Below are 12,834 nucleotides of genomic sequence, written 5' to 3'. Positions count from 1 at the left end.
GAGGAGGGCGCACGAATGCGTTACTTGTTTCCTCCGCAGGTATCAGCCTGTTCAGGTTCCACGGGTTCGGACGTACCGATCTCAGCCTCCGTCCCTGTCTTAAACAGGTCGAGGCGCCCCGACAAGAGCGTTCAATATAATGGGTTTGCGCGGGCCGTGCAATCTTGATGAGGTTTGCCCGAGTGATTAACCCTCAATAATCTGGCAGTGCAGTTCGCCGCGTGCGAGCTTGGCTGTTACTTTATCGCCTTGTTGTACTGCATCGCTGTCACGCACTATTTTGCCGTGGGAGTCGGTGACTAACGCATAACCGCGCTCTAACGTGCTGAGCGGGCTGACGCTGTGCAGTAGACGCGCATTCTCGCCGAGGCGCTGAGAGGCGCGCTGGTGACTGGCTTGCCACTGCTGCATAAGGGCGCTGCGGGTTCGCTGGAATTGCGCTTTTAGGTGTTGCAGTGCGTAGCGTGGGTCTGGTTGGCGAGCCTCTAAGTTGGCGAGCGTTTGTTTTTTGCGCTCTAGCGTGTGGTTGATGGCGCTGTTTAAACGCAATTCGAGTTGGTCGAGCCTTTGGGACTGCTGCCGTAAGTGGTCACCGGGGTGGCGTAGTCGCTTTTGTAAATGATTGAGTTGCTCGCTCAAGCGCTGTAAGCGACGTTGAATCGTTTGCCCTAGGTGACGCTCGCGCACTTGCAGGCGCACCAGTTGCTCACTGACATCGGGCACGACCAATTCGGCAGCCGCCGATGGGGTGGGGGCGCGTACATCGGCGACAAAGTCGGCAATGGTGACGTCCACCTCGTGCCCCACAGCGCTGATAAGCGGCACGGGGCATAGAGAGATGGCCCGTGCGACCCGCTCGTCATTAAACGGCCATAAATCTTCCAGCGAGCCACCGCCGCGGGTTAGCAGCAGTACATCAAACAGTTGACTGCGGGCCGCCATGGCAAGGGCCTGGACAATCGCGGGGGCCGCTTCGGTGCCTTGCACCGGCACCGGAATAATACTCACAGGAATCGCGGGGTAGCGTCTTTGTAACACCGACAGGACGTCGCGAATCGCCGCACCGGTGGGCGAGGTGATCACGCCAATGTGGCGCGGTAGCTCGGGCAGCGCTTGTTTGCGCTCGGGGTCAAACAAGCCTTCTTTAGCCAGTTTGTCTTTTAGTTGTTCGTAGGCGCGTTGCAGTGCACCGTGGCCGGCCGGCTCCATGTGCTCGGCAATCAACTGGTAGTCGCCCCGGCCCTCGTACAAGCTTACCCGTGCACGCAGCAACACTTGCTCGCCCTGTGTCGGGGTGAAGCGCAGAGCAGCGTTACGGTTACGAAACATCGCGCAGCGTACTTGGGCGGCATCGTCTTTTAAGGTGAAGTACCAGTGGCCCGAGCTGGGCCTGGCAAAGTTTGAAATCTCGCCCTCAATCCAAACCAGAGGCAGGTGGGTCTCTAGCAGCTGGCGGCTAAGGCGGTTGAGCGCTGTAACGCTGTAGATGGTGCGGCTGTTATCGGTTGCTGTGTGATCCATGGGGTGATTGTAACAAAGCTAGGCTAAATTGGTGCCGGTAAAGTGCTATTTTGAGCTTTTTATATCGTGTGGTTGTATGCCGCAAAAATAAAAGAATATCAGTCAGTTAGCGCGGCGTGCCCCGGATTTCTCTGGTTTACTGACGGCCTATAAATAGAGTATAATGCCGCGCTTATTTTCTATTGGCGCAAAGGTTGGATAGCTATGTTGCGAATCGCTGAAGAGGCTCTCACGTTTGACGATGTTTTGCTGGTACCCGGTTACTCCGAGGTCACCCCTAAGGATGTGTCGTTAAAAACACGCCTGACCCGCGGAATTTCGCTCAATATACCGCTTATCTCCGCGGCCATGGATACTGTCACCGAAGCGCGTTTGGCCATCGCCATTGCGCAAGAGGGCGGTATCGGCATTATCCACAAAAGCATGTCGATTGAAAAACAGGCGCAGCAAGTGCGCGCTGTTAAAAAATACGAAGCCGGTGTGGTTAAAGATCCGATCACCATCGAGGCAAACTCCACCATTAACGACCTGTTGCAGTTGACTCAAGCACATAACATCTCGGGCGTTCCGGTGCTTGAAAATGGCGACTTGGTTGGTATTGTCACTCGTCGCGATGTGCGCTTTGAGGCCAATTTAGACGCGACTGTCTCGAGCATTATGACACCCAAGGCGAAGCTGGTGACCGCACTTGAGGGCACCTCGGCGGCGGACATTCGGGTATTGCTGCACAAACATCGCATCGAAAAGGTGCTGATCGTGAACGACAAGTTTGAGCTGCGCGGCATGATCACCGTAAAAGACATTAATAAAGCTGAGCAATACCCCAGTGCCAGCAAAGACCCCGAGGGTCGCTTACGCGTTGGTGCGAGTGTTGGTACCAGTGCAGATACTGATGACCGAGTGAAAGCGCTGGTTGATGCCGGGGTTGATGTACTGGTGGTGGACACCGCTCACGGACACTCCAAAAATGTACTTGATGGGGTTCGCGCAATTAAACAAAAATACCCCGATCTTCAAGTGATCGGCGGCAACATCGCCACCGCAGAGGCGGCCAAAGCGTTAGCCGATGCTGGCGCCGATGCTGTTAAAGTGGGGATTGGCCCAGGCTCCATTTGCACCACGCGTATTGTCAGTGGTGTGGGTGTGCCTCAGGTGTCGGCGATTGCCAATGTGGTTTCGGCGCTAAAAGATACGGGCGTGCCGGTGATTGCCGATGGCGGTGTGCGCTTTAGCGGCGACTTGGCTAAGGCCATCGTTGCCGGTGCCGACTGCGTGATGATGGGCTCGATGTTTGCCGGAACCGAAGAGGCCCCCGGTGAAGTTGAGTTGTTTCAGGGGCGCACCTACAAAGCCTATCGCGGCATGGGGTCGTTGGGTGCTATGGCGCAAACCCAGGGTTCGTCTGATCGCTACTTTCAAGACGCCAGCGCCGGCGCTGAAAAGCTGGTACCAGAAGGCATTGAAGGCCGTGTTCCTTACAAGGGGCCACTGCATGTGATCGTGCATCAGATGATGGGCGGCTTGCGCTCGGCCATGGGCTACACGGGTAGCCGTGATATCATCGAGATGCGCACTCAGCCCAAATTTGTCCGAGTGACCTCGGCGGGTATGGGCGAGAGCCATGTACACGATGTGCAGATCACCAAAGAGGCGCCTAACTATCCTATTAGTGGCCGCTAATCTGATTCTGCTCAGCATCAAAACCCCCGCCATGGTGTGCGGGGGTTTTTCATTTTTACAGTTAACTTAACCGTTGCGGAAACCCTATGACTCAGGATATTCACGCTCAGCGTATTCTCATTCTCGATTTTGGCTCTCAATATACACAGCTAATTGCTCGCCGTGTGCGCGAGGTGGGGGTTTACTCCATTATTCGTGCTTACGACATGAGCGAAGAAGAAATTCGCGAGTTTGACCCCAACGGTATTATTCTTGCCGGTGGCCCTGAGTCCGTCACCTTAGCTAACTCGCCCCGCGCCCCTGAAGTGGTATTTAAACTGGGCGTACCCGTATTGGGTATTTGTTACGGCATGCAAACTATGGCCGAGCAGTTGGGCGGCGCTGTACAAGGCTCGGCGATTCAGGAGTTTGGTTACGCGCAAGTAAAAATCGATAGCAACGGCCCGCTGATCGACGACATTAAAGATCACGTCGACGCCGAAGGTAATGCGCTGCTGGATGTGTGGATGAGTCACGGCGATAAAGTGATTTCTTTGCCTGAGGGCTTTACGGTTATGGCCTCGACGCCATCGTGCCCCATTGCCGGTATGTACTGTGACGAGAAAGATTTTTACGGCCTGCAGTTTCACCCCGAGGTGACCCACACGCTACAGGGCAAGCGTATTTTTGAGCACTTTGTGCTTAAGCTTTGCGGTTGCGAACCTCTGTGGACCCCCGCCAATATCGTCGATGATGCGCTGGTAAAAATTCGCGAACAAGTCGGCACCGATAAAGTCCTGTTGGGGCTGTCAGGCGGTGTTGATTCATCCGTTGTGGCCGCGCTGTTGCACAAAGCCATTGGCGATCAGCTGACCTGTGTGTTTGTCGATAACGGTTTGCTACGCAAGTCGGAGGGTGATCAAGTGATGGACATGTTTGCGAAAAACATGGGTGTTAAAGTGATTCGCGCCGATCGCGAAGCGTTGTTTTTGTCGCGCTTAAGCGGCGAAGATGATCCGGAGCGCAAGCGTAAAATTATCGGTAATAGCTTTATCGAAGTATTCGATGAAGAGGCTACCAAAATTCGCGATGTGAAGTGGTTGGCGCAGGGAACGATTTACCCCGATGTGATTGAATCGGCAGCCGCCAAGACGGGTAAAGCACATGTCATTAAGTCGCACCACAATGTCGGCGGCTTACCAGATGATATGGCGCTGGAGCTGGTTGAGCCGTTACGAGAACTGTTTAAAGACGAAGTGCGGGCCATCGGCTTAGAGTTGGGCTTGCCTTACGATATGGTTTATCGTCACCCTTTCCCCGGGCCAGGTTTGGGCGTGCGTATTTTGGGCGAAGTCAAAAAAGAATACGCCGATATATTACGTGAGGCCGATGCTATCTTTTTAGAAGAGCTGCACGCCGCCGATTGGTACCACAAAACCAGCCAGGCGTTTGCCGTTTTCTTGCCGGTTAAATCGGTGGGTGTGGTTGGTGACGGCCGCCGTTACGAGTGGGTTATCGCGCTGCGCGCGGTCGAGACTGTCGACTTTATGACAGCTCGTTGGGCGCATTTACCTTACGAGCTGTTGGAGAAAACCTCGAACCGCATTATCAACGAAATCTCCGGTGTTTCGCGGGTTACCTACGATGTATCCAGTAAGCCGCCCGCCACCATCGAGTGGGAGTAATGTGTTTAGCGGGCCTAAAAAAGCGTGTGGCATTGTACTTTGCAGTGCATTGTTTGCTCTGGCAGGTTGTGGCTCGTTAATAATGGGTAAGGTGGACACCTCGTTGTCCACCTTAAAACCCGGAAACTTCCAATTAGATCCTGACCATACTCGCGTTATTTTTAAAGTTTCCCACCTTGGTATTTCTAGCTTCGTCGGTCGATTTAATCGCTCGGACGCCCAACTTAACTATCGCAACGATGACCCGGCGGCGAGTACGTTTACCGCCGATGTGGATATGACCTCGCTGGATATTAACCGTCCTGATTTTGCCGAAACACTCATGGGGTGTGATTGGTTGTGCGTTAACGATTATCCCAAGGCGCGTTTTCAATCGCGCGGTAGAGCTCAAGTGACAGGGCCGGTGTTGGCGTTTAGTGGTGATTTGACGTTTCGCGGCGTGACAAAAGCGACGACATTAACGGTTACGTTAAATGGTGCCACCACCAATCGGCTGACGGGAGACTACACGTTAGGTGTTGATGCCGGTTTAACGTTATTGCGCTCTGAGTTCGGCATGGGGCAGTTTGTGCCTGCCGTGGGTGATGAAGTAACGCTTGAGATATACGCCGAGTTTATTCGACGGTAAACTCGCTTGGGCTTTTACTGGTGTACATGCCTGTGATGTTAGATTCGTGCCCAGTTGATGAGCCGTATTCCGGTTCGGCCGCGACCGAGCTTGAGGTGATGTTACCGAGGTATGTCTGCCGTCATACAGAGAGCCAAAGCCTGCACCTCTGAGTGCCTAGTGGCGACATCACATCCTAGCATCCTAGCGCCTTGGCTCTGAGCTGCAGTTTATCTTTGTATCCGTACCTAAAAAAACAAGGTTTTACGCGATATTTTGATTCTGCAGCGCCGCGCGGGTTTTATCAGTTAAGACTGATTTCGTCATGGCCAATGGTAATTGCGCGCTGTTTATACAAGGCTCCCAAGGCTTTCTTGTAGGCGCCTTTGCTCACCCCAAACTGTTTGGCGATCTCGGCAGGGTCGGCTTTGTCGTTTAGCGTAGAGCGCCCACCGGATTGTTGTAAATAATCCATAATTTTTTGTTGCAGTCGGTCGCGGCCTTTGTCGCCCAGCGGTTGCAGGGACAAATCAATCTTGCCGTCCGCTCGAATACCTTTAATGTAACCATCAAGCCGTTGGCCGTAGCGCACCGGGCGGAACGCGTCGTCGCGAAATATCAACCCCAGATACGCTTGGTTGATCACGGCTTTAAAGCCCATGTCACTTTTGCCGCATATCAGTAAGTCGACTTTGTCGCCGACATTCAGGTGGCGACCGTCTTCCTCTAGGTGCCGGCTGAGGCGCGAAGAGCCAACTATCCGTTGTGAATACGGGTCTAAATACAAAGTGACGACGTAAGACTGTCCGAGTTCGAATCGTTTGTGTTGCTCTTTATAGGGGACCAATAAATGTTTGGGTAACCCCCAGTCCAGAAAAGCGCCAGCATCGTTAATATCCACCACTTTGAGTAGGGCGGTTTCACCTACTTGGGTAAAGGGTTTGATGGTGGTGGCAACGGGAATGTCGTTGGAGTCGAGGTACAAAAATACATCCACCTCGGTACCAATGGTCATCTCGTCGGTTAGATAGCGTTTGGGAAGCAGTATGGTATCTAGCTCACCGGCGTCTAGGTAAGCGCCAAAATCTACCAGCTTAACAATGGGGAGGGTCGCGTAACGGCCAATATGCGCCATAACTAAGTCGCCTTAAGCAAAAGGGCGATTGTAACGCGTCTATAAAAATAAAGCAGGCAGAAGCTCGGGGCAAACCCAAGCCTCTGCCTGTTTTTGATGCCTGCTAAATGATTAAAAGTTCACGCGGGCGCCAGCGGCGATCGAATTGCCTTCATCCGATAGAGAGGTGTCTAGGGTGGCGGCGATGGTACGAGTAAACCAGTAGTTGGCGCCTAAGTTTAATGCCGTGGTGTCGTTAAAGGCGGTGTGGTGCGCCACTTCGGCTTTACCTTCGATGTTGTTGTACAAAATACCACGCAGACCGGCGGCGGCAATGAGGCCCGTATCGCTGCTGCCGTAGTCGGGAGAGGTGTGCTCCACACTCAAGGTGCCATACAAATCAAAGCTAGGGCTAAAAGCGGTACGGTAGCCAGCACCAGCCGCCACAGTGGTAGAACCACAACCGTTATTGCCACTGACATCCGTCACCGAGCCGACCCCGTACCAGTGGCCGTCAATGTCGACGTTGCCATAGGCGCGCAGCCCATCTTGGTTGCAATCGTAGTCGTCCAAATCTTGCTCTACGTACTGCAGGCCCGCATGGTTGTAGCTGATATAAGTGTTCTTTAACGCTGCGCCACGATCGGCGTAAGCGCCGCCCGCGACAGACAGTGCAAGCGTTGCCGCAGCGATTTGCATAGTTCTAACTGGTAAGGCCATCGTAAAGTACTCCTGTGGGTGTTTGATGCCAAGTGGCTATTAAAACTCTGCCGCATACAAAGCAATTGCTTTGCCAAATACGATACCACCCTTCTGTTGCGTGCTCTTCATCACAAAAATAGGCGTATTTGATTTAAGTTGATTAATAAATAGTCTCTCTAAGTTGTTGATTATGTAGGTTTTACAAGAGGGTTGTGTAAAGGTTGGGAATACTTGATAGGGCTTTTAAGGTACCAATAATAAATATCATACTATTGAGCTTGGTAAGGCAGTGATGTTATTGTTGGTCATACCATTAATTTGTTTGGTAAGGTGGGTTGGTGGTCCTGCGCGCTGTAAACGTTTACCGTGACCTGACTGCCTAAAATATAATCAATAATAAGGAATTAGCATGAAAACTGGCTATCTTTTGTCGGCTGCCGTTTTATTAGGCGTACTCGCCGGTTGTGGCAGCGACAGTGATGACGACGATCCGATCGTTATTAATATCCCTGCCGATAATGGCTCTCAACCAGAACCCGAGCCGGAACCTACACCGGAGCCCGAGCCTGAACCTGAACCCGAAGTGCCGGTAGCCGGCCCCTTCGAGTGCCCTGAAACCGGTTTGTATTTCTGTGACGACTTTGCCAGCGGCGAGCTGAGCAATTGGAACGTTTTAGCTAGCCCCGATAACACTACTGGCGCGACCGGTACATTTGATATCTTGGATGACAATGGCAATAACGTGCTGCGTTATACCGCCGCTACCGCCGGCCCAAATAAGGTAGATGGTGAACTGCTGCTGGTCACGCCCGAGGCGTTTGCCGATGTGCCAAATGCCGACTATTTTGTCGAAGCGCGCATTCGCCCACGGCAAAACAGCAATACCGCCAGTAAGTTTTTATACATGATGGCGCGTTACGACAGTGCAGGTAACTGGCACGCCGGTGGCTTAAACGTACAAAACTCTTCAAGCAGTACCAAGGTCGAAATCGCCAAAAGTGTTGACGGCTCGATCTCGCGGCCAGTGCAGGCAAGTAAGCCGATTTTGCTGGGTGAAGCCGGCGAGACCGATGGTGTTTGGTACACCGTACGCTTTGAAATGATCGGTGAAGACTTAACCGTTTACCTAAACGGTGAGCTGCTGGGCACCACGCCGGACGCCGATTACGCTGATAAAGGCTTAATTGGTTTGTACACCTACAATAGGTCGTTCGAAATCGATGATATTAAAGTGGGCGACCCGGCGGTTAAGCCCGTGCAACTCACCATCGATTATGCTGACCCAACATGGGAGGTTGAAGCCGGCAGCGCGCCATTAGTGGTGACAGTGGCCGCATTGCAAGATGATGGGGTGACGGAAGATTCGTTTACCGTGGAGTCTTCAGATCCGGCCATTGTTGCCGTGGATATTGACGGCGCAGCAGTATCATTGACGCCTTTGGCGAAAGGTGACGCCAGCGTAACCTTTACCAGTGGTTCTGACCCCAGTATCGAGCGCCGTATTGATGTCGCGGTGGCTGAAGGTTTTACCATGCCAAGTACAACCTATGGTGATCTGGACGGTAAGTTGATGCCCGCCAGTAGAGCTATGGATGTCCACATTGATGAAGGTTTGGCGATCACTTTTGACTCGGCGCCAACGCTGGGTGACATCGGCTCGGTGCGTATTTTTCGTGCCAGCGATAATGCGTTGATTGATACTATTAACCTCGGTGCCGAGGTCGATAATATTGGTTATCCGGGGCAAGATCGCGTGCGCAGTGTTTATTACAGCCCCTTTGTTATCGATGGCAATACCTTGCACATTAAACCGCACACGGGTTTGTTGGAGTACGGCACCGATTACTATGTGGCCATTGGTGATGGCGTGGTGGTCGCCGACCTTAACGGTATGAGCTTTAGCGGCTTAGGAGAAAACAGCAACTGGAGCTTTAGCACCAAAGCGGCGGCCCCTACGGGTAATGAGGTCACGGTGGATGACGACGGTGCGGCCGATTTTCGCACTGTTCAAGGGGCGTTAAACTATATGATGTCCAGTGTGCCGAAAGATGATGCGGCATTGGTCCATATTAACGACGGCTCTTATCACGAGATGTTGTTTTTACGTAATAAAAATAACCTCACATTGCGGGGCGAGAGCTCTGACAATACCGTGATTCACTACGATAACTACGAGTCGTTAAACGGTGGTTCGGGCGGCAGTGCAGCACCTGGCCCAGGTACACCGGGCGGTGGTCGCAGTGTGTTTTTGGTTGAAGGCGTCGACAATTTAGTACTCGATACCATCACCTTAAAAAATGACCACATCCGGGTCGACAATGCCTCCAACCAAGCGGAGACGATTTACTTTAACAGTAGCTACCGTTTGATCGCGAAAAACTCTGCGTTTATTAGCGAGCAGGATACCTTGTTATTAAAAGGCTATACCTGGTTTTACAATACGTTGGTAGCCGGTAACGTCGATTTTATTTGGGGTTATAGCGTCGCTTCACTGTTTGAAGACAGTGAGATACGCTCGATTGGCGACTCTAAAGGCTCTAGCGATGGTTATATTTTGCAGGCGCGTACTGAAAATATTACCGACCCGGGGTTTGTGTTTTTAAACTCGCGTTTAACGCGCGGCGCCGGGCCAACGGGAAATGTAATTGCAGATGGCACCAGCTATTTGGCACGCAGTGGCGGCAAAGCTGAGAACTACGATAATATTGCGTTTATCAATTGCGCCATGGACAGTCATATCGCCGATATCGGTTGGGCGGGTGAGGGTGTTAATAGTCAGCCCGCACCCAACCCTGTTGTTGCCGATGCCAGCTCTGGTTGGAAAGAGTTTGGTAGTACCGATTTAAGCGGTAATCCATTGGATTTATCCCAGCGCGAATCGGGTTACCTGTTATCTGCGGGCGAAGCGGCCGCATACTCGGATAGAGCATCAGTATTCGCCGGTTACAACGGCGGTGCGGGCTGGAACCCAGAGCCTTAAATAGACCGCAAGACGTAAAAATGCCGGCATATATGCCGGCATTTTTTTTGGGTTAAAGGCACCAGAAAGGTGTTAACCGTTCATTATAGTGCCAGTTGGTTAATGGTTTGCCATTCCCGTTGGGTCACGGGCTGGACAGAGAGTCGACCTTGTTTACGCAGCACCATCTCATCAAGCGCTTGAATTTGCTTGATCTGATCAAGAGTGACTGTCTGAGCAAATTTTTTAGTCAAGGTGATATCAACGCAAAACCAGCGAGGCGCTTCTGCACTGGATTTGGCGTCAAAGTAGGGGCTTTGTGGGTCAAACTGTTGCGGGTCGGCATAGCTGGCGCGACTGACGATCGCAGTGCCGACAATACCGATTGTTTTACAGCGGCTGTGGTAGAAAAATACCCGATCACCCGCAGCGACTTGGTCGCGTAAAAAATTACGCGCTTGAAAGTTGCGCACGCCGTCCCAGCGGGCGGTCTGTTGCGGCGCTTGCGCCAGATCGTCAATGCTGTAGCAATCAGGCTCCGACTTAAATAGCCAGTATTGTTCAGAGTTTGTGCGCACCACGGTTGTACTATTGCTCGAACACTTGCAACCGCTCGGCCACGGCGGCGTCTACTAGCTCTAAGCTGATGCGGCGAGTATCAACATCTACCGCCGATATTTTTACCGCAATGGTTTCATCCAGCGTATAGACTTTTGTTTCTGTGGTTAGCTGTAAGCGCCTGCTGTCAAATTTAGGGCGCGGTTTGCCTTTTTCTGATAATTGCACAAAGCCGTCGCAGCCAATGTCATTAAGGCGCACATTAATACCGTTAGGACTAACCCCGGTAATGGTGCCGAAATGAACGGTGCCGACGTGCTCGGCCAAGTATTGGCACAGCAGCCAGTGCTCTAATTGCCGGCTGGCTTGTCGCCCGCGCACTAAAATTTGCTGTTGCTGCTCGGCCAATTCGCTCGGGGCTACTGGTACATCGGTACCTGTTAAAATTGCTTTAAGGGCAAAGTGGTTAAACAGGTCTTGGTAGCGCCGGATAGGAGAGGTGACGGTTGCGTAGGCGTCAAAGCCCAAACCAAAATGGCTTTGATGTTCGGCGCTTAAGCTGCCCGCTTGCTGCAGCCGTTGCAGCAACGAAAGCAGCGCGTTTAACTCGGGATTTTGTGGTGCGTTAGCGCGTAGGTGCTTAAACAGCGCCTGAAAGTGAGGCAGCTGCGCGAGATCTTGCGCGGCCAGTTCGGGCAAGAGTTCACCCGCCAGTTGTTTGGCATCTTCTAGGCGCTCGGGACGAAACCCGACGTGACCGGAGTACAGGCCGGTGCTGGGGTTTTCTTTGAATAGGCGGCCGGCACAGATGTTGGTGGCGAGCATGGCTTCCTCGACCAGCTTTTGTGCGGTGTTGCGGTGGCGCTTTTCAATCCGTTCGATTTTTTTCTGATCGTTTAGCCAGTATTGGTAATCGGCGCGATCTTCCATCACCAGGGCGTGCTCGCGACGATAATTTAAGCGCGCGCTCGCGCATTCGTGCAGTGCCTTTAGACTGTCGCGAACGTCACTTGGCAGGGCTGCGTAGCTGTCGTCACCGCCTTCGCGTTCATCCAGCAAATCGCTGACCGCCTGATAGTTCAGTTTGTGGTGCGATTTGATTAGCGCTTGCTGAAACCCGTAATCGGTAATTTTACCGTCGCTATCAATACGGATATTACACACTATGGCCGGTCGCACTTCGCCGGCAATGAGCGAGAACGTGTCGTGCGACAACTCGGTGGGCAGCATGGTAATGGGATGCCCCAGTAAATAAAGCGTGCTCCCACGGGTTCGAGCGGTTTGATCAAGCGCTGAATCGTACGTGATAAACGCGCTTGGGTCGGCAATGGCCGTGGTCAGGGTCCAACCATCGCCGTCGCGGACGGCATAGACGGCGTCGTCCATGTCGCGGGTAAATTCCGAGTCAATAGTGACCAGCGGTAAGTCGGTTAAGTCGGCCCGCTTGTTGTCATCAAGGTGGTCGATATTGATGCTCTGGCTTTGCTCCAGTGCCGACTCGCTCCACTCGCTAGGCAAATTAAATTTAGCGGCGATATAGCGACCCTCTATGCCGATTTCGTCGGGCCGACCGATGCGATTTATCACACGAATTTGCGCTTTGCCTTCGTGCTTAAACGGATGCCGAACCAGCTGACAGGCTACTAAATCGCCCTCGGCGCAGTTGGTGCGCTCTTGTGGCGGAATAAATAACCATCGGTTGAACGGTGGTAAGTCTGGCTCGACAAAATGCGCAGGACCCTTGCGAACGTAACGCCCGACGAAGGTCGTTAATGGCGTCTCCAATAAGCTTTCAAGAGTTGCCTCCAGCTGCTTTTTGTTGTTCTCGGTCAGGCTGATTTTCACTCGGTCGCCGGGTAGTACTCGCAGCATCTGGTCGGGGTTCAAAAAGGCATCGCGACCGTCATCCAGCCGGACAAAGCCAAAGCGTTTGGCGGTGGGCCGAACAATGCCTTCGGCGTAGGTTTTGTCGGCGACGATAGAGGACTTTAACTGCGAAAGCTGAGAGATAGCGTCTTTATTGAGCATG

The 12,834-nt window shown here is 52.7% G+C and carries 9 protein-coding genes and 1 riboswitch; of the genes, 4 read left to right on the top strand and 5 right to left on the bottom strand.

Annotation, left to right across the window (positions count from 1 at the left end; all coding sequences use genetic code 11):
• Positions 1-11 precede the first annotated feature (11 nt).
• Positions 12-131, bottom strand: a riboswitch (TPP riboswitch).
• Between the two features lie 55 nt (positions 132-186).
• On the bottom strand, positions 187-1,521 hold the full coding sequence (gene xseA / locus AACY82_RS03580; RefSeq protein WP_339615389.1) for an exodeoxyribonuclease VII large subunit: 1,335 nt from the start codon (positions 1,519-1,521) through the stop codon (positions 187-189).
• A gap of 204 nt (positions 1,522-1,725) precedes the next feature.
• Between xseA and guaB the strand changes: the two genes are divergently transcribed.
• The 3 genes from guaB (at position 1,726) to AACY82_RS03565 (ending at position 5,493) form a co-directional block, all read left to right on the top strand.
• On the top strand, positions 1,726-3,201 hold the full coding sequence (gene guaB, locus AACY82_RS03575) for an IMP dehydrogenase (protein ID WP_339615388.1): 1,476 nt from the start codon (positions 1,726-1,728) through the stop codon (positions 3,199-3,201).
• Positions 3,202-3,287: 86 nt separating this feature from the next.
• Positions 3,288-4,865 (top strand): glutamine-hydrolyzing GMP synthase, encoded by a 1,578-nt coding sequence (guaA, locus tag AACY82_RS03570; RefSeq protein WP_339615387.1) that lies wholly within the window; start codon positions 3,288-3,290, stop codon positions 4,863-4,865.
• A gap of 1 nt (position 4,866) precedes the next feature.
• Positions 4,867-5,493, top strand: a complete 627-nt coding sequence (locus AACY82_RS03565; RefSeq protein ID WP_339615386.1) for a YceI family protein — start codon at positions 4,867-4,869, stop codon at positions 5,491-5,493.
• A 283-nt stretch (positions 5,494-5,776) separates the two neighbouring features.
• Here AACY82_RS03565 and AACY82_RS03560 read toward each other — a convergent pair whose 3' ends face one another.
• Complete coding sequence (locus tag AACY82_RS03560) at positions 5,777-6,607, bottom strand: S1-like domain-containing RNA-binding protein (protein ID WP_339615385.1); 831 nt, start codon at positions 6,605-6,607, stop codon at positions 5,777-5,779.
• Between the two features lie 111 nt (positions 6,608-6,718).
• Positions 6,719-7,306 (bottom strand): hypothetical protein, encoded by a 588-nt coding sequence (locus tag AACY82_RS03555; RefSeq protein ID WP_339615384.1) that lies wholly within the window; start codon positions 7,304-7,306, stop codon positions 6,719-6,721.
• A 391-nt stretch (positions 7,307-7,697) separates the two neighbouring features.
• On the opposite strand from AACY82_RS03555, the gene AACY82_RS03550 reads away from it, so the two are divergent.
• Positions 7,698-10,268, top strand: a complete 2,571-nt coding sequence (locus AACY82_RS03550) for a pectinesterase family protein (RefSeq protein ID WP_339615383.1) — start codon at positions 7,698-7,700, stop codon at positions 10,266-10,268.
• An 83-nt stretch (positions 10,269-10,351) separates the two neighbouring features.
• On the opposite strand, the gene AACY82_RS03545 is transcribed toward AACY82_RS03550, so the two are convergent.
• Positions 10,352-10,828, bottom strand: coding sequence for an EVE domain-containing protein (locus tag AACY82_RS03545; protein WP_339615382.1), 477 nt, complete (start codon positions 10,826-10,828; stop codon positions 10,352-10,354).
• A gap of 7 nt (positions 10,829-10,835) precedes the next feature.
• Complete coding sequence (locus AACY82_RS03540) at positions 10,836-12,833, bottom strand: VacB/RNase II family 3'-5' exoribonuclease (protein WP_339615381.1); 1,998 nt, start codon at positions 12,831-12,833, stop codon at positions 10,836-10,838.
• Position 12,834 lies beyond the last annotated feature (1 nt).

This window comes from uncultured Gilvimarinus sp., assembly GCF_963972205.1.
Classification (GTDB): domain Bacteria; phylum Pseudomonadota; class Gammaproteobacteria; order Pseudomonadales; family Cellvibrionaceae; genus Gilvimarinus; species Gilvimarinus japonicus.
The sequence above is the reverse complement of the archived record's forward strand: the minus strand, read 5'-3'. Positions and strand labels throughout refer to the sequence as shown.